Raw genomic sequence first — 22,171 nt, 5'->3', positions numbered from 1 at the left:
CCCGCGAGGCCCGGGCCGCCGGTCACCCGCACCGCTCGCTCGCGATCACGTCCCGTACCCGGTCGGCGTCGGGGTGCCCGAGGGTGATGAGGAGGGTGAGGGCCTGCTGCCGGACCTCGTGGGCGGCGCGGTGGTCGCCCGTCGCCGCGTGCGTGTCCCCGATGTCGACGAGGGTGCGGGCCTCCAGGTACGGCACGCCCAGCTCCCGGTAGAGGGCCAGGGAGTGGCCGTAGCCGACGAGGGCGTCGGGATGACGGCCCTGCTGGTCATGGGCGTACGCGAGGGTGTGCCACGTGGCGGCCTGGCCGTAGCGGTCGCCGAGCTCCTGGAGCAGGACCAGGGCCTCCTGGCAGTGACGCAGGGCTTCCCGGTACTCGCCGAGCAGCGCGTGGTACCAGCCGACGGAGTTGAGGACACTGGCGTACGCCGCCCGGCTGCCCGCGCCCCGGAACAGGTCCATCGCCAGCCGGTTGTGGTGCAGGGCGCCGGGCAGATCGCCCTCCTGGTCCCTCGTCCAGCCGAGACTGCGATGGGTGTCCGCCTGCCCGATGTCGTCCCCCAGGTCGGCGAAGAGCCGTAGCGCCCGGTCGAGGCGGCGGCGGGCGGAGCCCTGCAGCCCGAGCCGGCTCTCGGCCCGGGCCAGCGCGCGCAGCCCCCGGGCCTCGTACACGGGGTCGGCCAGCCGCAGGGCGGCGTCGAGGGCGATCCGCTGGACCGTCGCCCAGTCGTGCCAGTGGCCCCGGCGGTCGAGGAACGGCTCCAGCGACCAGGCGAGCAGACACGCCGACCGGTCGCGGCCGGACCGGGCCGCCGCCCCGACGACGGCGAGCAGCACCGGATACTCGGCGGTCAGCCAGGCGAGCGACTGCTCGTGGCCGACGAGCGGCTCGGCGCGGACCCCGGCGGGCAGCGGCCCCGGGGGCATCGGGTCGGCGTACGGGGCGAGGAGCGGTTCGGTGGCGTGCGCGGTGTGCAGGTAGTACGCGTACAGCCGCTCGACGGCCGCCTCGTGCCCGGCGTCCGGGACCCGGTCCTCCAGGAGTTCGGCCGCGTGGGCGCGCAGCAGGTCGTGCAGGGCGTACCGGCCGGGGGCGGGCTCGCCCACCAGGTGGACGTCGGCCAGCTCGGCGAGGAGCGACCGGGTCCGGCGGGCGGGCAGCCCGGCCAGCGCGGCCGTCGCGGACACCGAGAAGTCCGGCCCGGGGTGCAGGGCGAGCAGCGGGAAGAGGCGCGCCGCCTCGGCCGACACAGCGGCCAGCGACCAGGAGAAGACCGCGCCCACGTTCGCGGAGGCGTCCGTCCGGCTGAACGCGTCCAGGCTGCCGTGCGCCGCGCGCAGCTCCGCCGCGATGGCCGACAGCGCGAAGTCGGGGTGGGCGGCGGCCCGCGCGGCGACACAGGCCAGCGCCAGCGGGAGCCCGCCGCACAGTGCCGCGATCTCCGCCACCGCCGTCGACTCACCCGTGAGCCGCCGGGCGCCCAGCCTGCGTTCGAGGAACACCCGTGCCTGTCCGGCGTCCAGCGGCCGCAGCGCCAGGGTGTGCGCGCCGTGCGCGGACACCAGGCCCGACAGCTGGTCGCGGCTGGTGACGATGGTGAGGCAGCCGGGCGTGCCCGGCAGCAGGGGCCGCACCTGCTCGGTGTCCCGCGCGTTGTCGAGCAGCACCAGGAACCGGCGGCCGGCCAGCAGGCTGCGGTACAGCGCGGCCTGGGCGTCCACCCCGTGCGGCACCCGTTCCGGCGGTACGCCCAGTGCGTCGAGGAAGATCCGTACGGCTTCCCCCGCCCGCATCACGGCACCCGAGGGCGTGAACCCCCGGAGGTTGACGTAGAGCTGGCCGTCCGGGTAGCGGTCCGCGACGCGATGCGCCCAGTGCACGGCGAGCGTGGTCTTGCCGATGCCGGCCATTCCGCCGATGGCGCTGATCACGACGGTGCCGGCGGAGGGCAGGGCGTCGCCCGCGTCGCCCGGATCGCCGCCGGGGCCGTCGAGAAGGGCCAGGACCTGCTCCAGTTCGGCTCGGCGGCCGGTGAACGTCGGCAGGTCGTGGGGGAGTTGGGCGGGGACGGCGGCGGGCGGAGGGGGCGGCGTCGGAGCGACGGGGGGTGCGGCCGGGCCGTCGGCCTCCGCTCGGGCCTCCGCTCGGGCCTCCGCTCGGGCCTCCGCACCGGCCTCCGCTCGGGCCTTCGTCCGGGCCTTCGTTCGGGCTCCGGTCCCGGCTCCGGGCTCGGCTCCGGTCCCGGCCTCGGCCTCGGCAGGGGCCCCGGCCCCGGCTCCGGCCCCGGCCCCGGCTCCGGCCCCGGCCCCGGCCCCGGAGGGAGCCGGCGCGGTCGTGCCGGAGGCGCGGACAACCGTCGCGTGGGCGGCGCGGAGTTCCGCTCCGGGATCGATGCCCAGTTCGTCGGCGAGTCTCGCGCGGGCGGCCCGGTAGGTGCTCAGCGCCTCCGCCTCGTGCCCGGCGGCGGCCAGTGTGAGCACCAGCCGGGCCAGCAGCGGCTCGTCGCAGGGGTCGTCGGCCGCGGCCTGCCGGAGCAGGGACAGGACGGCGGCGGGGGTTCCGGCGCGCAGCGCCGCGTCGGCCGCGTCCCGCAGGGCCGCGGGCCGTTCACGGTCGACCGCCCGGAACCCGGCCCGCTCCCGCACCTCCTCGGGCAGCCCCGCCGCGACGTGGGGCCCCCGCCACAGGCCGAGGGCCTCGGTGAGCAGCGCCACGACCCGGCCCGGCGACTCACGGCCGTCGGCGCCGAGGCGACGTGCCTCGTCCCGCACCCGGCGGAACCGCAACAGGTCCAGGGAGTCGGCGTCGACCGCGAGCCGGTACCCGCCCGCGTCCCGTATCAGCCACCGGCCGGCCGCCCGATTGGGCAGACCCGGCTCCAACAGCCGCCGCAGCGTGCCCACATGGCGTCTGATCACATTCACCGCGCTGTCCGGAGGGCGGCGCCCCCACAGCACGTCGACGATCTCGGCGAGCGCCACGGGCTGCCCCGCCCGCACCGCCAGCAGCGCCAGCAGCGCCCTTTCCTGCGGACGCCCGGGCACCGGCTCCGCCCCCGCCCGCTCCACCCGGACCGGCCCCAGAACCGCGAACCTCACCGGCTCCAGCGCCAATTGGCCCTCCTGATATCTCGTATCTCGTATCTTCCCCGCGCCCCCTGACGATACGTGAGAGGTGCAAGCACCCAGAGTCACCGGTGCGTCGCGTTCGGTGGGCGGGCCGGACCCGGTCCCGTCTCCGGTGTGCCGACCCGGAGGCTCACCGGCCACGGTGATACTGCTGTGCATCAGATGGATCTCCGGAAAGAAAGGGGTGCGGTCGGTGAACTCGATACGGACGGAAGGCCGTTCGATCTCAGCGGGGGCGGCCGGATCCGCGGGACGGCACGTGGTGATCGTCGGGGGCAGCCTCGCGGGGCTGCTCGCCGCCCGGGCCCTCGTCGGGCACGCGGAGCGGGTGACGATCGTGGAACGGGACCGTTTTCCGAAGGGGGACGCGCGAGGAGCGGCGTCCCGGCCGGGAGTGCCGCAGGGCCGCCACCCGCACGTCCTGCTGGAGGGCGGACAGGTCGCCCTCGACGCGCTGCTGCCCGGGTTCATGGCCGAACTGACGGCGGCGGGCGCGCCCCGGGTCGGGATGCCGGCGGACATGGCGGCGTTCCAGAGCGGCCGTTGGTTCCGGCGGATGCCCGCCTCGACCCACATCCACACCGGGTCGCGGGCGCAGATCGAGGGGCTGGTGCGGCGCCGGGTCCTCGCCGAGCCGTCGGTCACCCTGGTCGAGGGGACGGAGACGGTCGGCCTGACCGGGGACGCCGCGCGGGTGCGGGGCGTCCTGGTGCGCGAGCGCGGCGACGGGGCCCGGGGCGAACAGCGGGAGATCGCCGCCGATCTGGTCGTCGACGCCTCCGGCCGCGGGACGAAGGCGCCGCGCTGGCTGGCCGCCCTCGGTGCGCAGGCCCCGCGCGAGGAGATCATCGACACGGGGCTCGCCTACGCCTCCCGCGTCTACCGCGACACCACCGGCACCCTCGGTGACGGCCCGGCCGCCGGCACCCTCGGCCTCCATGTCGTGCCCGACCCCACGCAGCCGTACGGTGCCGTCGTCGTCCCGCTGGAGGACGGCACCCACCTGGCCACCTTCTCCGGTCTGCGCGGCGACGAACCGTCCACGGACGAGGAGGAGTTCGAGGCGTACGCCGAGCGGCTGCCGCATCCCGTGGTGCACCGCTGGATACGGGACGCCGAGCCGCTGTCGCCCGTCTCCGGCTTCCGGCGCACCGCGAACGTGCGGCGCCGCTACGACCTGCCGGGCCGCCGCCCCGCCGGCTTCCTGGCCACCGGCGACGCCCTGTGCACCTTCAACCCGATCTACGGGCAGGGCATGGCCGTCGCCGCGATGGGCGCGGTCGCCCTGCGGGACGCGCTGGCCGACCCGCGCCGGACGCCCACCACCCGCAGGGTGCAACGGGCGCTGCTCGCGGCGTCGCGGCAGGCGTGGGACATCTCGGCCGGGGCGGACAAGGCGATGCCCGGGGCGATCGGCAACGCGGTCGCGGGCCGCCCCGCCGACCGTGTCGCCGGCTGGTATCTGCGGCGGGTGCGGGAGCGGGTCCCGGGCGATCCGGCGGTGGGCCGAGCCTTCCGCTCCGTCGTCTCCCTCAGGGAGCCGCTGGGCGCCCTGCTGGCCCCCGCGGTGGCGCGGGCGGTCCTCTTCGGGCCCGTCAAGGAGACGCCTGCCGAACCGCCGATGACGCGGGAATGAGGCGGGGCGCGAGGCATGCGGAGAGCGGTGCCGCCCGGCCCTTGACGGGGGACGAGATCCGGCTCGCTCCGCCTGGTCGACAGCGCACAGAACGTCTGCCGACCCGCCCTCGGGCAAGGCGCGCCCGGCATCCGCTCCCGGGCGCGCCCGCGCTTCCCCCTCGCGCGGTGGCCGGACGGGAGCGCGGTCCCGCGCGGGTCAGGCCGGCGCCGCCGCGTAGCACCGGACGGCCACCGTCCGGTCCGGGCCCCACCGCTGCTCGACCGTGGCCCGGAACTGCCAGCCGAGCCGTTCGTAGAGCGCCGCCGCGGCGGTGTCGGACGCCACCACGTCGAGCACCGGATGCAGCCCGCGCCCCCGGGCCTCGGCGCCCGCGCGGGCCAGCAGCGCCGCGCCGAGCCCCCGGCCCCGCGCGGACGGAGCGACGAACAGCCGGCTGATCACGGCCGTCCGGTCGGCGCCCACCCCCGTACGCCCGCTCCACAGCCCGGGTGCCGCGTCCCCCGCGCCGCTCCGGGCCAGGCCCACGTGACCGGCGATCCGGCCGTCCAGCTCCGCCACCCAGGCGGCGAGGAGCGCCGGAGGGCTCAGCCAGGCGCCGGGCCGCTCGGGCCAGTCGACCGGGTAGCCGTCACGCCCGTGCACCTCCGCGAGCACCCCGGCACACCCGTCGAGATCCTCCTCGACGCGACACCGGACCCGGGGGGCCGCGCTACCACCGGATACGTTCCCGATCTTCACCGCGGCATGGAATCACGGGTCCGGCACTGTCGGCCATCCGGTTTCGCCGGGGGCGTCCCGTGACCGTCGGCCACCTTTCCCGCGTCCCCCGCACCCCACCCGTCACCTCCGCACCAGCCCCGGCACTCAAGCCCGCCGGAGATCTTGACTGCGGTGATGTTACCGGTAACACTTCGAGGGTTCCCGTCACGGAGAGGTGGATTCCGGCGTGCCCGAAGCATCGACCGCGCACGAGGTGACGCCCGTCCGCACGACCCCGGAGAGCCGGGTCTTCAGCCCGGCCGCCGTGGTCGCGTCGTGCGGCGGATTCGTCCTCATCGGCGCGCTCCAGGCGCTCTACGGGCCCTCCATCCCGGCCTTCCGCGACGACTTCGCGCTGTCGCCCTCGGCCGCCGGCCTCGGGCTCAGCGCCCACTTCGTCGGCGGGGTCGCCGGCGTCCTGGTCTTCGACCGGCTCTACGGGCGGCTGGGCAACCGGCTGCTGCTCGGCTCCTCGTACCTGCTGATGGCCCTCGGCGCGGCGGGCTTCGCGCTCGCCCCGACCTGGCCCGTCGCGCTCGTCGCCGCCCTGCTCGCCGGACTGGGTTTCGGCGGCATCGACTACGGCCTCAACCAGCTCTTCGCCGTCGGCTTCGGCCACCGCTCCACCGCCATGCTGAACATCCTCAACGCCCACTTCGGGGTCGGCGCCATCCTCGGCCCCGCCCTGGTCGCCGCCGTCGGCGCCGAGCACTACCCGGCGCTCTTCCTCGCCTTCGCCGCCGCCAACCTGCCGCTGCTGCTGTGCCTGCGGGGCGTACGCGACCAGGTGCCCCAGCCGGTCCCCGGCACGACCGGCACGGCGGCGGGCGGCTCGCCCCTCTCCCGGAGCCTCGGCTCGGTGCTCGCCGTGTTCGTCGCCCTCTACGTCCTGCACGTCGGCATCGAGGCCGGTGTCGGCGGCTGGGAACCCACGCACCTGGAGGCGGTCGGATACGGGGCCGGGGCCGCGGCGACCGCCACCTCCGGCTACTGGCTGATGATGACGGCCGGCCGCTTCCTGGCCGCCCCCCTCGCCCTGCGCCACTCGCCCCGGACGATCATCACCGTGTCCTGCGCCGGCATGACGGTCTGCCTGCTGCTGGCCTCGGTGCCCGCGCTCGCCCCGTACGCCTACGCCGGAGTCGGCCTGTTCATCGCACCGATCTTCCCCACCGGCCTGCCCTGGCTGAACGCGGCCGCACCCCGGGCCCGGCGGGCAGGAGCGCTCGTCATCGCCGCCTCCATGATCGGCGGAGTGGCGGCGGGCCCGGCGCTCGGCAAGGCCATCGAGTGGTCCGGCGTCCGCGCGGTCCCGCTGCTGCTCGGCGCGGTGTCGGCCCTGTGCCTGCTGGCCACGCTGTGGCTGATCCGCGCCACCCGCCCGCCCTCGCCCCTGCCCTCTCTCTCGCCCCTGCCCTCTCCCTCGCCCGTGCGCTCCCCCGCACCGTAGCCGGGCCGCGGGCGACCGCCCCGCCGCCCGGCCCGTACGCCGGACCGTCCCCGCACCCCCCCGTACACCCCGCCGAAGGGAAACAGCCTTGAGCACGCCCGCTCTGACCACGTCGTCCGACGGCTTCCTCCTGAACGGAGAACCGTTCCGGATCGTCTCCGGCGCGATGCACTACTTCCGCATCCACCCCGACCTGTGGGCCGACCGGCTGCGCAAGGCCCGGCTGATGGGCCTCAACACCGTGGAGACGTACGTCCCCTGGAACCTCCACCAGCCCGACCCCGACAGCCCGCTCGTCCTCGACGGGCTGCTCGACCTGCCCCGCTATCTGAGCCTCGCCCGCGCCGAGGGCCTGCACGTCCTGCTGCGCCCCGGCCCGTACATCTGCGCCGAGTGGGACGGCGGCGGCCTGCCCTCCTGGCTGACCTCGGACCCCGGCATCCGGCTGCGCTCCAGCGACCCCCGCTTCACCGACGCCCTCGACGGCTACCTCGACATCCTGCTGCCCCCGCTGCTGCCGTACATGGCGGCGAACGGCGGCCCCGTCATCGCCGTGCAGGTCGAGAACGAGTACGGGGCGTACGGCGACGACACCGCGTACCTCAAGCACGTCCACCAGGCGCTGCGCGCACGGGGCGTCGAGGAACTGCTCTTCACCTGCGACCAGGCGGGCTCCGGCCACCACCTGGCCGCCGGCAGCCTGCCCGGTGTGCTGTCCACCGCCACCTTCGGCGGGAAGATCGAGGAGTCCCTGGCGGCGCTGCGGGCGCACATGCCCGAAGGGCCCCTGATGTGCTCGGAGTTCTGGATCGGCTGGTTCGACCACTGGGGCGAGGAGCACCACGTCCGGGACGCCGAGAGCGCCGCCGCCGACCTCGACAAGCTGCTGGCCGCCGGCGCCTCCGTCAACATCTACATGTTCCACGGCGGCACCAACTTCGGCTTCACCAACGGCGCCAACCACGACCAGTGCTACGCCCCGATCGTCACCTCCTACGACTACGACGCCGCCCTCACCGAGTCCGGCGACCCCGGCCCCAAGTACCACGCCTTCCGTGAGGTCATCGCCCGCCACGCGCCGGTCCCCGAGGAGCCGGCCCCGGCGCCCGCCCCCAAACTCACCGGGATCACCGTGGAGTTGGACCACCGGGCTCTGCTGCTGCCGTACGCGACCGGCCTCGCCGCCGCCGCGGAGCGCACCGAACGGCCGCCGACCATGGAGGAGCTGGGGCAGCGCTCCGGCTACGCCCTCTACCGCACCACCCTCCCCGAGGCGGGTGACGGTCTGCTGCACTTCGACGGCGGTGTGGGCGACCGCGCCCAGGTCTTCGTGGACGGCGCCCCCGTCGGCGTACTGGAACGGGAACGGCACGACGAGACCCTGCCCCTGCGCGTCCCGCGCGTCGGCGCCACCCTCGACGTGCTGGTCGAGAACATGGGCGGCGTCAACTACGGCCCCCGCATCGGCGCCGCCAAGGGCCTGCTCGGCCCGGTCACCTTCAACGGCACCGCCCTGCACGGCTGGGACACCCACCGGCTCCCGCTGGCCGACCTGTCCGCGGTCCCGTTCGCCCCGGCCGAGGCGGCCCCGGTCACCGTCCCGGCCTTCCACCGCGGCACCTTCGAGATCGACACCCCCGCCGACACCTTCCTCTCGCTGCCCGGCTGGACCAAGGGCCAGGCGTGGATCAACGGCTTCCACCTCGGCCGCTACTGGAACCGGGGCCCCCAGCGCACCCTGTACGTCCCGGGTCCCGTCCTGCGCCCCGGCGCCAACGAGCTGGTCCTGCTGGAACTCAACGCCACGACCAGTTCCCGCGCCGAGTTCACCGACGTCCCCGACCTGGGTCCGGTGAAGCCCTGATGGAGCGGCCGCTCCGCGTGCGCCTGCCACGGCTCGACGACCCACCCCTGCGCGGGCACCTGCCCTTCGCCGACGCGCCGGGCGTGCCCGACCCCGTCGAGGTCACCAGCCGCTGGCTCACACGGGGCGGCCGCCCGTGGTTCCCCGTCTCCGGAGAGTTCCACTTCTCCCGCTGTCCGGCGGGGGAGTGGGAGGAGGAGCTGCTCAAGATGAAGGCGGGCGGGGTCACGGCCGTCGCCGCCTACGTCATCTGGATTCACCACGAGGAGATCGAGGGCGACGTCCGTTTCGACGGCGACCGGGACCTGCGGCGCTTCGCGGAACTCTGCGCCCGCCACGGCCTGGACCTGATCCCCCGCATCGGCCCCTGGGTGCACGCCGAGGTACGGAACGGGGGCCTGCCGGACTGGGTGCTCGCCCGCACCGACGCCCCCCGGACCGACGACCCGGCCTACCTCGGTCCGGTACGCGCCTGGTTCGCGGCGATCGCCGCGCAGTTGCGCGGCCTGGACCGCGCGCACGGCGGTCCGGTCGTCGCGATCCAGATCGAGAACGAGCTGTACGACCGGCCGGACCATCTGCTCACGCTGAAACGGACGGCCCAGACGGCCGGTTTGTCGGCCCCCTTGTGGACGTCGACGGCCTGGGGCGGGGTACGGCTGCCGCCCGACGAACTCCTGCCCCTGTACGGCGGTTACCCCGAGGCCTTCTGGACCGAGGCGGACGGCGGCTGGCCCGGCACCTGCCGCACGCACTTCTTCTTCACCCACGAGCGCGACGACGAGGGCATCGGCGCGGACCTCCGGCCGACGCGCGAACACGGCCGTGACGGGGCGGAACAGGCGGGCCGGTTCCCCTGGGCCACCTGCGAGCTGGGCGGCGGCATGGCGGTGGCCTACCACCGCCGGCCGCGCGTCGACGCCGCCGACGTCGGCGCCCTCGCCCTCACCAAGCTCGGCTCCGGCTCGGTCTGGCAGGGCTACTACATGTTCCACGGCGGCACCAACCCGCAGGGCGAGCGCACCACCCTCCAGGAGTCCCACGCCACCGGCTACCCCAACGACCTCCCGGTCCTCACCTACGACTTCCAGGCCCCCCTCGGCGAGTACGGCCAGTACCGCGCGTCCTACGACGAACTCCGCCTCCAGCACCTGCTGCTGGCCGACTTCGGCCCGCTTCTCGCCCCGATGGCCTCCGTCCTGCCCGAGCGGCGGCCGACGGGCCAGGACGACCGGGAGACCCTGCGGTGGGCGGTCCGCGGTGACGACCGGTCCGGCTTCCTCTTCGTCAACAACCACCAGCCGCACGAGCCCTTGCCGGACCACCCGGGGACGACGTTCACGGTCGAGTTCCCGGACGGACCCGGCGGGGGGCTGTCCCTGCCGAGCGAACCGGTCACGATCCCCCAAGGGGCTTATTTCTGCTGGCCGTTGCGGCTGGACATCGCCGGACTGCGGCTGGAGTGGGCCACCGCGCAGCCCGTCTGCACGGTCGACGACGGCCGCGGCCGCACGGTCCTGGTCCTGGCCGCGACCGACGGCATCGCCCCCGAACTCGCCCTGGACGTCCGTACGGTGACGACGCTCTCCGCACCCTCGGGCGAGGTCACCACCGTCGGTGACCGTGTTCTGGTGACGGGCCTGCGGCCGGGTACGGACGCCCTGGTCGAGGTCGACACCGCCGACGGCGGCCGGGCCGGTCTCCTGGTCCTGGACGCGGCCACGGCCCGCACCGTGTACCGGGGACGGGCCTGGGGCGCCGACCGGCTGGTCCTGTGCGGGTCCGGCGGTGGGGTCGTCTTCGACGCCCCCGCGGACGAGGTACGCCTCCACGGCCCGGCCCCGGAACCGTCGTTCGCGGTCCTGCCCGCTCCCGAGCGGCCCCCGGTGGTGCCCGGGGCGGTGGTGAAGGAGACGGCCGACGGCGTCTTCGTCCGCTACACCGTGGTGCCGGACGAGGACGGGCGGCCCGCCGCGCCCCGCGCGCTGCCCCTCACGCTGATCCGGCCCCCGGGCGAGGCGCCTCCGGTCACGGCGGGTGTGCTGGGGCGGGCGAGCGTGCCGGCCGACGAGTACTTCGACACGGTGGCCGCCGAGTACACCGTCGACGTGCCGGACGACGTGCCGCCCGGCACCCTGCTCCGTCTCCACTGGACCGGCGACGTGGCCCGTGCCTACGTGGGCGGTCGTCTCGTCGCCGACCAGTTCTACTCGGGCCGGGTCTGGGAGATCGGCCTCGACCGGTTGCCCTCCGGGCCGGGCCGGTGCCTGAAACTGCGGGTGCTCCCGCTGCCCGCGGGGGCACCGGTGCACGTGCCGGGCCGGCCGGGCGACCGTGCCGTCCCGGCGACGATCACCCGAGCGGAGTGCACCCCCCACCGAACGTGGCCCCTCCGTCCCGGCTGACCTCGTGGGGGTGCGTTGTCGGGTGCGGGCCCGGTGGGGCTTCTCGCGCAGTTCCCCGCGCCCCTAGAAGCATCAGGCCCCTGCGGGCCTGAAAGCCCAGGCCCCTGCGCGCCTGAAGGTGGCCGGTGTCGGCGCTGAAAAGCTCGGGGCGCAGCCCCTGCCTTTCAGGGGCGCGGGGAACTGCGCGACCAGCCCCCACCGGACGGACGCCTGGGGGGCCAAGGGGCGCAGCCCTTTGAGGGAGAACCCCCGCCCCACCACCCCGCACCTATCCTGTGCCCCACCACCCCGCACCGGACCACCCCAGCCCCCTCACGGACAGGAAGACAGCCGCATGCCCCCCAGCACCACGGACGGCACCGCGGCCGAGCCTCCCCCCGCCCCCAAACCCACCCGCACCCGCAGCCGCCGCAACTTCGCCGGCTCCCGCCCGGTGATGGACGACGTCGCCCGCCTCGCCGGAGTCTCCAAGCAGACCGTCTCCCGCGTCCTCAACGACCACCCGGCCGTCCGCACGGAGACCAGACAGGCCGTGCTGGAGGCGATGCGCACCCTCGGCTACCGCCCCAGCCGCAGCGCCCGCTCCCTGGCCAGCGGCCGCACCCGCATGCTCGGCGTGATCTCCTTCGACGCCGCCCGCTACGGCCCCGCCTCCACCCTGACCGCGATCAACACGGCCGCCCAGAAGGCCGGTTACCTCGTCAGCTCCATCGCCCTCGACACGGCGGACCGGAACACCGTCGTCGAGGCGGTCGACCGGCTGTCGGCCGAGGGCGCGGACGGCATCATCGCCATCGCCCCCCAGCGCCCGGTCGCCACCGCGCTCGCGCGAGCCCGCCCGGACACCCCGCTGGTGATGCTGGACAACGGCCTCGGCGACGGCACCCCGGTGGTCTCCTCGGACTTCACCGCGGGCGCCCGGCTGGCGACCGGACATCTGCTGGACCTCGGCCACCCCACCGTCCGGCACATCGCGGGCCCCACCGGCTGGACCTCCGCCGACCGGCGCGCCGCGAGCTGGCGCGAGACCCTGACGAGGGCCGGGGCGCGCGTCCACGAGCCGCTGGTCGGGGACTGGAGCGCCGACTCCGGCTACGAGCTGGGCCGCCGGCTGGCGGGAGACCGGGGCGTCACCGCCGTCTTCGTCTCCAACGACCAGATGGCGCTCGGCCTCCTGCGCGCCCTGCACGAGGCGGGACGCCGGGTCCCGCAGGACGTGAGCGTCGTCGGCTACGACGACATCCCGGAGGCGGCGCATCTGCTGCCGCCGCTGACGACGATCCGTACGGACTACTCGTCGATCGGCACGATGGCGCTGCGGCTGCTGCTACGACAGCTCGACGGCCCGGAGCCGACGGCGGACGAGCCGGAGCGGGACCCCGTCGTCCCCGTCGAGTTGATCGTCCGGGACAGCACGGCGGCGGCGGGGTAGCGCGCCCACGGCGCCCTGTGCCGGAACCCCCGGCCCGGCACAGAAGGCCGGGCCGGGGGAGAGGGGTGCGCCTGGCTCACGGCTTCCGGGCGATCGCCCCGTACATCGCGATGTCCTCGTCGCGGATGTTCTCCTCGCCGGTGCCGTCCGGGTGCCACTTGTGCACCTGGACGATCCCGGGCTCGACGAGTTCGAGGCCGTCGAAGAACTCGTGGGCCTCGTCGATCGTGCGCAGCCGCATCGGCATGTCGCGGGCGGCGTACTCGCGGGCGACGCGGCCCACCTCCTCGGGGGCGAACTCGGCGGTGCCGATGGTCATCGCCAGGTAGCTGCCCGAGGGGAGCGGTTCGAGGAGTCGGCGGACGATGCCGACCGCGTCGTCCTCGTCCAGGACGAAGTGGACGATCGCGATCACGGTGAGCGCGACCGGCTTGCCCAGGTCGAGGGTCTCCGCGAACTCGGCCGAGCCGAGCACGGTCTCCGGGTCCTGGAAGTCGGCCTCGATGTAGGCGGTCCTGCCCTCGGGAGTGCTGGCCAGTAATCCCTGGGAGAGGGTGAGGACGATCGGGTCGTTGTCCACGTAGACGACCCGGGACTCGGGGGCCACGGACTGGGCTATCTCGTGGAGGTTGGGCGAGGTGGGGATGCCGGTTCCGATGTCGAGGAACTGGCGCATGCCCGCCTTCTCGGCGAGCCAGCGCACCGCGCGGTTCATCCAGTCGCGGTTGGCGCGCATGTGGACCGGCAGGGCGGGCCACTCGTGCGCCATCGCGTCACCGGCCTCCTTGTCGGCCGGGTAGTAGTCCTTGCCGCCGAGGATGTAGTCGTAGATACGCGCCGAGTGCGCGTGCTCGGTGTCGATCCGGTCGGCCGGCCATCCGTTGTCGGGCAACGCCGTCCCTCCCATCAGGTCGTGTCATACATGTGTACGGTCGGGCGGTGCCGGGGGTTCGGCAGAGAAGGAACCCGCCGACGAAACAGGTGGTGCGTCAACGAGGTGTGGCAGCAAGCAGGTCAGAGCAGGAAGTCGGCCTCGCCCGCCTTCACACCGGCCAGGAAGCTGGTCATCTCACGCGGGGTGAACAGCAGCGCCGGCCCGTCCGGGTCGGTCGACTGGCGTACGGCGACCCGGCCGTCGGCGAGCTTCTTCACCTCCACGCAGGCACCGCCGGCGTCGTCGCTCCAGGGCCGGTGCCAGTCCTGCCTGCCGAGTTCGCGGGCGGGCATGCCGTTGCGGACGTCGTCGTGTACTCCGTCGGGTACGGGGTGGTGCACGTCAGAGCTCCTTGCGTAGCGCACCGAGGAGGGCCTCGGTCTTTCGGGCGGGCGCCGACTGCGCGCCCAGCCGGTCCAGGGCCTCGCGGTAGACGACGACGTCGTCGCCCTTGTCGAGGTAGACGGCGCCCACCAGACCATTGAGGTAGACGATGTCCGGCAACTCCGGGGCCCTGAACCGGAACAGGTGGAACGCACCGGCCCGCATCGCCGGATGCGGGCCGTTGTCGAACGGCATGAGCTGGACCGTCACGTGCGGCAGCCGGTTCAGCTCGATCAGATGGTCGATCTGGGCGCGCATCACCTCCGGGCCGCCGACCGGCCAGCGCAGCACGGTCTCGTCCATCACCACCCACAGCCGGGGCGGCTGGGCACGGGTGAGGAGTTCCTGGCGCCGCATCCGCAGCGCCACCCGCCGCTCGGTGTCCTCGGCGGCGGCGTGCGGATTCCCTGCGCCGAGCAGGGCGCGGGCGTACTCCTCGGTCTGGAGCAGACCGTGCACGAACTGCGCCTCGTACGCGCGGATCTGGAGCGCCGCCTGTTCCAGGCTGAGGTAGGCGGCGAACCAGTCGGGCAGCACGTCGCGGTAGGTGTGCCACCAACCGCGCTTGTTGGCCTCGCGGACGGACTTCAGGAAGGTCTCGATCTCCTGCTGGTCCCGCACACCGTAGATCTGGAGCAGCTTCTCGACGTCCGGGAGGCGGAGCCGGGCGACCTTGGCGGCCTCCAGGCGGCGGATCGTGGAATGGCTGACTCCGATCGCCTCGCCGGCCTGTTCGAACGTGAGTCCGGCGCGTGTGCGCAGCTCCTCCAGCTGTCTGCCGAGGATCATGCGCAGGACCGAGGGCGCGCCGCCCCACTCGGTTTCCGCGGTCACGCCCACCACCCCCTCACGCCGAGCACTGAGGTCATGTCGAACTGCCTTACAGCTCTTGCGCACTTTCGTTCAAGGCTTGCGCGTTGTTGTGCGAGTCGCTTCGAGTGCGCAGTCTGACACGATCTTGGCTCGAACGGCGACGACATGCGTCCCGCAAAATGCAAATTTCAACTTGCTGGTTGCGAGGTGTTGTTCGCGGATGCCACAGTGGACGTACCGTCACGGCTTCGGCAACACCGGAGCTGCGCGGCCAGGTTGGGGGAGATGTGGCCGCAACTCAGCGCTGTCCGCCATGAGTTGCCACAGCTCGCGGCGTGCGGCGAGACGGCCGTGGCACCGGTGCCCCTCCGGTGCGAAGGGCCAACGAAAGGCTTACGGCGATGGCTCCGCCCACTCTCCCCCCCTCCACGGACCGGTTACTCCCGACCATGTACCCACCCCTCGGACCAGAGACCTACGAACCGCACCGAGCGGGCGTGTTCGGACTGCCCGCGGTGCCCGCGTCGGCGGGCGAGGCGCGCAGAACCGTGCGCGAGCTGCTCGGTGAGTGGGAGGTGCCCGCGGAGACGGCCGAGGACGTCCTCCTGATCACGTCCGAGCTGGTCACCAACGCCCTGACCCACACGGACAGCGAGTGGATCGTGTGCCGTCTGCACTTCACCGGCCGTCGGCTCCGTGTCGAGGTCGAGGACCAGAGCGGCGGTCCCACACAGCCGGCCCGGCGTCGACCGGGCCCCGACGACCAGAACGGGCGTGGGCTCATGCTGGTCGGCATGCTCAGCAGCGACTGGGGGGTGCGCGACACCCCACAACGGTCCGGTCGTGTCGTCTGGGCAGAACTGCCGTCGGAGGGCCGGGAAACCCCCGAGCCCGCCCCTCCGACGGCTCCGCACGAGAACGAGGCCCTCCCGATGAGCGATCCCTCCTGGACCTAGCAGGCCCTGCTCCCACCCCCTCCCGCCGGGCTGACGGCCCCCCTCCCGCCGGGCCCAAGGCCCAACCCCCCGCCGGGCCCACGGCCCGGCCCCCGCGGGCCGGTGCGGGTGACCGGAATCCCGCTCCGGTCACCCACCGGCCCGCCCGGACGTACGCTGCCTCCACAGTCGAACCCCTCGCCGCTGGAGGCCCGTTGCGCACCGAGTCCGAGATCGATGTCCTCGTGCTGGGCGGGGCCGGCGTCGACACCATCGTCTACGTCCCCGAGCTGCCGCTTCCGTTCGCCGACAGCCACCTGGTGCCGGCCATCGAGACCCGGGCCGGGCAGACCGGCGACTTCCTGGCGGTGGCCGCGCACGCTCTCGGCCTGCGCACCCACCACCTGGACCTCCTCGGCGACGACCACGAGGGCGACCTGGTCCGTGCCCTGCACCGGGACCGGGGCGTGCCGCTCACCGAGGGGCCCCTGCCCGGCGGCACCCGGCGCGCGGTGAACCTGGTCGGCCCGGACGGCCGCCGCTGCTCCCTGTACGACGGCAGCCGCAGCCAGCAGGTGGACGAACTGCCCCCGGACGCGGTCCGGGCCCTGGCCCGGGTCAGCCGTCACGTCCACGTCTCCATCAGCCAGCCGTGCGCGGCCTCCCTGCCCCTGCTGCACGAGCTGGGCGTGCCCGTCTCGACCGACCTGCACGACTGGGACGGCTCCGACCCGTACCACGAGGAGTACGCCCACGCGGCCGACCTGGTCTTCCTGTCCGCCGCCCGGCTCACGGACCCGGAGCGGACCATGCGCCGGATCACCGAGCGGGGCCGTGCGCGGACGGTGGTCGCCACGGACGGGGCGCGGGGCGCGTACCACCTGGTCGACGGCGCACTGAGCCACGTCCCGCCGGTGACCCCGCCGTCACCGGTCGTGGACTCCAACGGCGCCGGGGACGCCTTCGCGGCGGGCTACCTCTTCGGCCGGCTCACCGGCGAACCGCCGCACCGCTGCGCCCTCTACGGGGCGATCGCGGGCGCCCATGCCTGCACCGTCCCCTCGACCCGCACCGACTCCGTCAGCCGTGCGGAGCTCCTCGCCCGGGCCGGGGAGCCGGCCCGCTGAGCCCGGGCCCGGCCCTCCGGCGGTCCCGCGGGGCCGGATCGCTCAGCCCGGCCTGAGGCCCGCCGCGACCAGCCGGGCCTCCATCTTCCGGCGGGCCGCGCCGAGCACGGCCAGCAGCAGTTCCCTGCCGGACTGGCGCTGGCGCACGTCGCAGAGCAGGACCGGGACGGTGGGCGCCAGGTCGAGGGCCTGGCGGACCTGCTCGGTGTCGGCCTCACGGCGGCCGTCGAAGCAGTTGACGCCGACCGCGAAGGGGATGGAGCGCGACTCGAAGAAGTCGACCGCGGCGAAGCAGGCGTCGAGCCGCCGGGTGTCGGCGAGGACCACGGCCCCGAGGGCGCCGCTGCACAGGTCGTCCCACATGAACCAGAAACGGTCCTGGCCGGGCGTCCCGAAGAGGTAGAGCACCAGTTCGGGGGAGACGGTGATGCGGCCGAAGTCCAGGGCGACGGTGGTCGACACCTTCCGCTCGACACCCCTGAGGTCGTCCACCCGCCGGCCCGCCGCGCTGATGTGCTCCTCGGTCGCCAGCGGGGTCACCTCGCTGACCGCGCCGACCATGGTGGTCTTGCCGACCCCGAAGCCACCCGCGATGAGGATCTTCAGGGCGGTGGGTACGACGGTCTCGGAGCTGACGGACACCATCCATCACCCTTTCGACGAGTTCCGGGCCCGGCCGCCGCGGCGGCTCACGCGTCCTGCACGTACTCGGACGGGGTCTCCGCACGGGGCGCGGCGCTGAGGTACTTGCCGACCTGCTTGACCAGGGTGCCCATCTCGAACGCCATCATCCCGACGTCCACCTCCTCCGAGGCGATCGCGGCCAGCCGCGCGCCCCGGCCCGCGGCGGTGACGAAGAGGAACGCCCGCTCCATCTGGATGACCGTCTGCTGGACCTCGCCGCCGTGGAAGTGGCGGGCCACACCCCGGGCGAGGCTGTGCATGCCCGAGCCGACCGCGGACAGGTGTTCGGCGTCGTCGAACCGGATGTCCCTGGACTTGCCGATGAGGAGGCCGTCGCCGGACAGCACGATGGCGCAGCGGATCTCGGGTATGCGCTCCACGAGCCCGTCCAGCAGCCAGTCCAGTTGGGGACCGCTTCGTTCCTGCTCTGTCATGTCGTGCGTGTTCCTCACGGTCGGTCGGCGCCGGGGCGGGCGCCGGTTCGTCGGGGCGCCGGGGGGAGCGCCCGTCAGGCGGCGTCGGGGCCGGGCCGTGGTGCCGGCCGGCCGTCGGCGCCGTCGGTGTCGTCCGGTCCGGCGAGCCGGGCGCGGTCCGAGCCGCGCCGGATCGCCGTCATGGCGCGGGCCAGGGCCTCCGGGGAGAGGGTGTCGTCCGTGTCGTCGTGCGTTCCGGGAGCCCCGGCCGCGTCCACGGCGGTGGTGGGCGCGGCGGAGGTGCTGCGGGGCCGGCGGGGCAGGCCCTGGAGGCGGTGCGGGCCGACGGCCTCGGTGCGGGGCGTGTCACCGCTCATCGGGGCCGCCGTGTCGCGGTCGTGTCGCGCGTGGGGCCGATGCGGGGGAGGGTGCCTGGCATCTGCTTCCTCGTACGACAGCGAACGTCCGACGGCGGTGGGGGCGCCGCCCGGCAGCCCTGTGCTCCCGTAGGGGACACACGGCGGCGGGTATCAGCGGGCGGACGGAACGGTATCAGGACACGAGCCCCGTCGTCAGCAGACTCCGGACCGCAACTTGGCGTCCGGAGCCGTCACTTGACGGCTCGTACGCAAAGTGCCCTGGCGGGTCCGGGGGCGTTCGGCGGAACCCTCGCTTCCGTCAATCGCGCCGAATGGATACTTGTCGACACGGCAGGGTCTCCGAATCGCCACGGTCCAGCCACATTCGTCGCTTGCGGAGGTGGCTTGAAATATGTGTAACCTTGATCAAACCTGTCCGGACGGCGTGTCAGTTTGGTATTTGGGGGTGCACAGCGCTGAGGGAAGCCCTGTCCGGGCGGGGGTGCCTGGTGGTCCGGCCGATGCCTGCCCGAAGTCGGGTCGGGGAGGCCGTGCAAGTTCGGCTTGGAAAGTATCAAAATGTGGACAACTTCCCTTTCCCGTCTCACATTTACGTTCAGATTTCAACTGTCAATCTTTCGGCCAAACCCTCTTAACGATCTTGGCGTTAGAGGTTGATTTGTAGACCATGTTGCAGGTCGGCCCGTCTCCCACCGGAACCACGGCTGACGCACCGCCACCGCGTCTCCCCCGGGCGCGGGGTAACGCTCAGAAGGGCTCGGCGTGGAACACGTCTTCACAACCCAGGAACACGAGGATCTACGGCAGCGCGTACGCGAGTTCGCCGAGCATGTGGTGCGGCCGCTGATACCCGAGATGGAGGCCTCCCGCACCGCACTGGTGGGGCTCTCCCGGCAGATCGCCCGACAGGGCTGGATCGGTGCCACCATCGACCCGGTCCACGGAGGGATGGGTGCGGGCCACCTCGCCAAGACGGTCATCATCGAGGAACTGTCCCGTGTCAGCGGCGCGATGGGGGCCATGGTCCAGGCGTCCCAGCTGGGAGTCGCCAAGATCGTCCACTTCGGCGACGACAGCCAGAAGAGCCACTGGCTGCCGAGAATCGCCGCGGGAGAGGTGCTGCCGACCATCGCGGTCACCGAGCCGGGGTCGGGGGGCCATGTGGCCGGCATGGAGAGCAGCGCGGTCCGGGACGGCGACGACTACCTCCTCAACGGCCGCAAGATCTTCGTCGGCAACAGCCATGTGGGCGATGTGCACGGTGTCGTCGTCCGTACCGGGCCGGGCTCCGGCGGCATGACGGCGTTCCTCGTCGAGTCCGACCGGCCCGGCTTCTCCCTCGCCGAGCAGGTGCCCTCCATGGGGCTGCACGGGTTCAGCTTCGGGGAACTGGTCTTCGACAACTGCCGGGTGCCGGCCGCCAACCGGCTCGGCGAGGAGGGTGAGGGGCTGGCCGTCGCCTACTCCTCGTCCGTCCTCTACGGCCGCCTCAACCTGACGGCGGTGTCGCTCGGGATCCACCAGGCGGTGTTCGAGGAGACCGCGCGGTACTGCGCCGAGACACAGCGCTACGGAAAGCCGCTGGGCCATCTGCCCAACATCAAGATCGAGCTGGGGCGGATGCTGCAACGCCTCACCCTCGCGCGGCAGAGCGCCTACCTCGCCGCGCATCTGCTGGACCAGGGGCGGCCCTGCGACATCGAGCTGATGTCCGCGAAACTCTTCAACGTCGAGTCGTCCATCGAGTCCGCCCAGGCGGCCGTCAAGATCCACGCGGCCTGCGGCCTGTTCACCGACCGCCCGGTGGAGCGCTACCTGCGCGACGCGTTCCACATCTACGCCCCCGCCGGCACCTCGGACATCCAGGGCCTGCGACTCGGCGAGTTCGCACTCGGCGAGAACAAGGGCCAGTGGTCCGAACGCCTCGCCGACCTGGTCCGCACCCCCCGGCCCGAGACACGGGAGCCGGAACCGGTCCCGGTCGGCGAACTGGTCTGACCCCGGCGGCCGGACGCACCCGAGGGTCCACGGGGGAGCCCTCGCACGTCACGGCCGGGCGGCGGCGCCGGGAGGTTCGAGCACAGCCTCGCGCGGCGGATCGGCCGTCGGCGCCCGCCCGTCGGCGTTGCCGAGTCCCGGACGCGGAGAAACCGCGGACACGGTGTCGTGTCCGCGGTCTTCGTGTGTGCGGGGGGTGGGTGCTCGCCGGTCCGGTTGTTCCCGACCCGGGGACCGGCGGCCTCCGGGTCGGGCTCAGCGGCCCGAGGCGATCGCGTGGATCTGGTCGGACATCTCCTGTGCCATGTGCTTGATGATCTCCAGCCGCTGCCGGCCCCAGGTGCGGGAGTCGGTGTCGACGACGCAGATCGTGCCGAGGTTCATCCCCGCCAGGGTGTCGACCAGCGGTGCGCCCATGTAGGAGCGGATGCCGATCTCGTCCACTACCGGGTTGCCCGCGAACCTCGGGTAGTCGCAGACGTCGTCGAGCACCAGCGCCGCGGTCCGCTTGACGGTGTGCGGGCAGAAGCCGTGGTCCAGGCGCATCTCCCGGCTCATCGAGCTCTCGCTCACCAGCCCCTGCGCGATGTTCACCGGCCCGGCGTCCGGCGTGTAGAGCCCGGCGAAGAACTGGCGCTTGTCGTCCACGAAGTTGACCATCGCGTACGGCGCGTCCAGCTCCAGCGCCAGCCGGCGCGCGAACGCGTCGAACTCGGCCCGGGGGACGTTGGCGAGCCCCAGCTGGGCGAGCCTGGCGGCGCGTTGCGGGCCGGCCGGATCCTCGGGAGTGAGGAGCAGGCGGTCGAGCGGCGGCTCATAGGAGGAATAGGGGCTGTTCATCGGAACTCCGTTCGCGGTAGGCCGAGTTGGAGAAGTATCAACGGAGCACGGGTGGCTCGTACGTCGCCACACCGGGGGTCATGCCGAGCAGGTGCTGCACGAGTTCGACGAGCACACCCGTGCCGGAGCTGCAGTGCCGGGCGTCGCAGAACACGATCGGCGCGTTGGACTTCAGGCCGATGGCGTCGCGCACCTCCTCGACGGAGTACTGGTACGCCCCGTCGAACTCGTTCACGCCCACCACGAACGGGATCTGGCGCACCTCGAAGAAGTCCACCGCGGGGAAGCACGCGTCGAGCCGGCGGGTGTCGGCGAGCACCACCGCGCCCAGCGCCCCGTCGGACAGCTCGTCCCACATGAACCAGAACCGTTCCTGTCCGGGGGTGCCGAACAGGTACAGGACGTGCTCCGAGTCGAGCGTGATCCGGCCGAAGTCCATGGCCACGGTGGTGGTGGACTTCTCCTCCACCCCGTCGAGACTGTCGGTGCGGACACTGGCCGTGGTGATGACCTCCTCGGTGCTCAACGGGGCGATCTCGCTGACCGCCCCGACGAAGGTCGTCTTGCCCACCCCGAACCCTCCCGCCACGAGGATCTTCAGGGCGGTCGGGAAGGGGTCAGAGCCGTGCGCGTAGGCCATTGAGCACCGCCTCCAAAACATTTCGGTTGGCGGCGGAGGCCGCCTCGACCGCACGGGGCGCCCGTGCGGTGAGCGCCTCGTGCTGCACCAGGTCGGACAACAGGACTTTGGTGACGGCGATCGGGAGGTTCATCCGCGCGGCCACCTCGACCACCGGAACCGGCCTGAGGCACAGGCCGAGCACCAGGTCGTGGTCGGGGCCGAGGTCGGCGGCCGGCCGGACTCCGGTGGCCATCACCAGGGTGAGCAGGTCGAACGACGTCGAGGGTCGAGTGCGCCCGTTGCTGACGGTGAAGGGCCGGACTAAGCGTCCCGCCTCCTCGTCCAGGAACAGCTCGTCCGTCATC

General features: G+C 73.4%; 19 protein-coding genes. 8 read left to right on the top strand and 11 right to left on the bottom strand.

The genetic code is table 11. The features are described from left to right. Positions 1–22: 22 nt before the first annotated feature. Positions 23–3,112, bottom strand: coding sequence for an AfsR/SARP family transcriptional regulator (locus SCAB_RS09695; protein WP_012999888.1), 3,090 nt, complete (start codon positions 3,110–3,112; stop codon positions 23–25). Positions 3,113–3,386: 274 nt separating this feature from the next. Here SCAB_RS09695 and SCAB_RS09690 point away from each other — a divergent pair, with 274 nt between their 5' ends. After that, positions 3,387–4,763 (top strand): FAD-dependent monooxygenase family protein, encoded by a 1,377-nt coding sequence (locus SCAB_RS09690; RefSeq protein WP_037724467.1) that lies wholly within the window; start codon positions 3,387–3,389, stop codon positions 4,761–4,763. Between the two features lie 198 nt (positions 4,764–4,961). Here SCAB_RS09690 and SCAB_RS09685 read toward each other — a convergent pair whose 3' ends face one another. Beyond that, on the bottom strand, positions 4,962–5,420 hold the full coding sequence (locus SCAB_RS09685; protein ID WP_012999886.1) for a GNAT family N-acetyltransferase: 459 nt from the start codon (positions 5,418–5,420) through the stop codon (positions 4,962–4,964). Between the two features lie 292 nt (positions 5,421–5,712). Between SCAB_RS09685 and SCAB_RS09680 the strand changes: the two genes are divergently transcribed. The 4 genes from SCAB_RS09680 to SCAB_RS09665 all read left to right on the top strand — a co-directional run bounded on the left by SCAB_RS09680 (position 5,713) and on the right by SCAB_RS09665 (position 12,676). Continuing rightward, positions 5,713–6,975, top strand: coding sequence for an MFS transporter (locus SCAB_RS09680; protein ID WP_012999885.1), 1,263 nt, complete (start codon positions 5,713–5,715; stop codon positions 6,973–6,975). Between the two features lie 88 nt (positions 6,976–7,063). After that, positions 7,064–8,839, top strand: coding sequence for a glycoside hydrolase family 35 protein (locus tag SCAB_RS09675; RefSeq protein WP_012999884.1), 1,776 nt, complete (start codon positions 7,064–7,066; stop codon positions 8,837–8,839). Further along, complete coding sequence (locus tag SCAB_RS09670) at positions 8,839–11,244, top strand: beta-galactosidase (protein WP_037724472.1); 2,406 nt, start codon at positions 8,839–8,841, stop codon at positions 11,242–11,244. Before SCAB_RS09675 ends, SCAB_RS09670 begins: the two co-directional genes overlap by 1 nt. Positions 11,245–11,578: 334 nt before the next feature. Beyond that, positions 11,579–12,676, top strand: coding sequence for a LacI family DNA-binding transcriptional regulator (locus SCAB_RS09665; RefSeq protein ID WP_012999882.1), 1,098 nt, complete (start codon positions 11,579–11,581; stop codon positions 12,674–12,676). A 76-nt stretch (positions 12,677–12,752) separates the two neighbouring features. Here the strand turns inward: SCAB_RS09665 and SCAB_RS09660 are convergent, their stop codons facing one another. The 3 genes from SCAB_RS09660 to SCAB_RS09650 form a co-directional block, all read right to left on the bottom strand. Then, positions 12,753–13,568, bottom strand: a complete 816-nt coding sequence (locus SCAB_RS09660; RefSeq protein ID WP_037724477.1) for an SAM-dependent methyltransferase — start codon at positions 13,566–13,568, stop codon at positions 12,753–12,755. A gap of 122 nt (positions 13,569–13,690) precedes the next feature. Then, entirely contained in the window at positions 13,691–13,951 is a 261-nt protein-coding gene (locus tag SCAB_RS09655) for a DUF397 domain-containing protein (RefSeq protein ID WP_012999880.1), read from the bottom strand. A 1-nt stretch (position 13,952) separates the two neighbouring features. Beyond that, a complete protein-coding gene (locus tag SCAB_RS09650; protein ID WP_037724550.1) occupies positions 13,953–14,828 on the bottom strand; it encodes a helix-turn-helix domain-containing protein in 876 nt (291 codons plus the stop codon). A gap of 476 nt (positions 14,829–15,304) precedes the next feature. Here SCAB_RS09650 and SCAB_RS09645 point away from each other — a divergent pair, with 476 nt between their 5' ends. Together SCAB_RS09645 and SCAB_RS09640 are read left to right on the top strand one after the other, a co-directional pair. After that, a complete protein-coding gene (locus tag SCAB_RS09645; protein ID WP_049875678.1) occupies positions 15,305–15,763 on the top strand; it encodes an ATP-binding protein in 459 nt (152 codons plus the stop codon). 194 nt (positions 15,764–15,957) lie between these two features. Then, a complete protein-coding gene (locus SCAB_RS09640; RefSeq protein ID WP_012999877.1) occupies positions 15,958–16,869 on the top strand; it encodes an adenosine kinase in 912 nt (303 codons plus the stop codon). A 42-nt stretch (positions 16,870–16,911) separates the two neighbouring features. Here SCAB_RS09640 and SCAB_RS09635 read toward each other — a convergent pair whose 3' ends face one another. The 3 genes from SCAB_RS09635 to SCAB_RS09625 all read right to left on the bottom strand — a co-directional run bounded on the left by SCAB_RS09635 (position 16,912) and on the right by SCAB_RS09625 (position 18,343). Further along, the gene (locus tag SCAB_RS09635) at positions 16,912–17,514 is read right to left on the bottom strand and encodes a GTP-binding protein (protein WP_012999876.1); all 603 of its coding nucleotides are present in this window, start codon (positions 17,512–17,514) and stop codon (positions 16,912–16,914) included. A 44-nt stretch (positions 17,515–17,558) separates the two neighbouring features. Beyond that, positions 17,559–17,987, bottom strand: coding sequence for a roadblock/LC7 domain-containing protein (locus SCAB_RS09630; RefSeq protein WP_037724478.1), 429 nt, complete (start codon positions 17,985–17,987; stop codon positions 17,559–17,561). Between the two features lie 74 nt (positions 17,988–18,061). Continuing rightward, positions 18,062–18,343: a hypothetical protein gene (locus tag SCAB_RS09625; RefSeq protein ID WP_037724479.1), complete on the bottom strand. Its 282-nt coding sequence runs from the start codon at positions 18,341–18,343 to the stop codon at positions 18,062–18,064. Positions 18,344–19,108: 765 nt separating this feature from the next. Between SCAB_RS09625 and SCAB_RS09620 the strand changes: the two genes are divergently transcribed. After that, positions 19,109–20,344 (top strand): acyl-CoA dehydrogenase family protein, encoded by a 1,236-nt coding sequence (locus SCAB_RS09620; RefSeq protein ID WP_012999874.1) that lies wholly within the window; start codon positions 19,109–19,111, stop codon positions 20,342–20,344. 255 nt (positions 20,345–20,599) lie between these two features. Here SCAB_RS09620 and SCAB_RS09615 read toward each other — a convergent pair whose 3' ends face one another. Genes SCAB_RS09615 through SCAB_RS09605 form a run of 3 tightly spaced genes read right to left on the bottom strand, consistent with a single transcriptional unit; the run spans position 20,600 to position 22,170 of the window. After that, a complete protein-coding gene (locus SCAB_RS09615) occupies positions 20,600–21,184 on the bottom strand; it encodes a GAF domain-containing protein (protein ID WP_012999873.1) in 585 nt (194 codons plus the stop codon). A gap of 37 nt (positions 21,185–21,221) precedes the next feature. Continuing rightward, positions 21,222–21,824 carry a GTP-binding protein gene (locus SCAB_RS09610; protein WP_012999872.1) on the bottom strand — a complete coding sequence of 201 codons (603 nt, stop codon included), beginning with the start codon at positions 21,822–21,824 and terminating at the stop codon, positions 21,222–21,224. Next, the gene (locus SCAB_RS09605) at positions 21,802–22,170 is read right to left on the bottom strand and encodes a DUF742 domain-containing protein (protein WP_012999871.1); all 369 of its coding nucleotides are present in this window, start codon (positions 22,168–22,170) and stop codon (positions 21,802–21,804) included. Before SCAB_RS09605 ends, SCAB_RS09610 begins: the two co-directional genes overlap by 23 nt. Position 22,171 lies beyond the last annotated feature (1 nt).

The organism is Streptomyces scabiei 87.22, from assembly GCF_000091305.1.
Lineage (GTDB): Bacteria > Actinomycetota > Actinomycetes > Streptomycetales > Streptomycetaceae > Streptomyces > Streptomyces scabiei.
This window is presented reverse-complemented; position numbering and strand designations above follow the sequence as displayed.

Excerpts from the sequence above, each read along its gene's own strand:
- SCAB_RS09670 (WP_037724472.1), top strand. The coding sequence starts at position 8,839 with ATGGAGCGGCCGCTCCGCGTGCGCCTGCCACGGCTCGACGACCCACCC.
- SCAB_RS09665 (WP_012999882.1), top strand. The coding sequence starts at position 11,579 with ATGCCCCCCAGCACCACGGACGGCACCGCGGCCGAGCCTCCCCCCGCC.
- SCAB_RS09635 (WP_012999876.1), bottom strand. The coding sequence starts at position 17,514 with ATGGTGTCCGTCAGCTCCGAGACCGTCGTACCCACCGCCCTGAAGATC.
- SCAB_RS09630 (WP_037724478.1), bottom strand. The coding sequence starts at position 17,987 with ATGACAGAGCAGGAACGAAGCGGTCCCCAACTGGACTGGCTGCTGGAC.
- SCAB_RS09625 (WP_037724479.1), bottom strand. The coding sequence starts at position 18,343 with ATGAGCGGTGACACGCCCCGCACCGAGGCCGTCGGCCCGCACCGCCTC.
- SCAB_RS09615 (WP_012999873.1), bottom strand. The coding sequence starts at position 21,184 with ATGAACAGCCCCTATTCCTCCTATGAGCCGCCGCTCGACCGCCTGCTC.
- SCAB_RS09610 (WP_012999872.1), bottom strand. The coding sequence starts at position 21,824 with ATGGCCTACGCGCACGGCTCTGACCCCTTCCCGACCGCCCTGAAGATC.
- SCAB_RS09605 (WP_012999871.1), bottom strand. The coding sequence starts at position 22,170 with ATGACGGACGAGCTGTTCCTGGACGAGGAGGCGGGACGCTTAGTCCGG.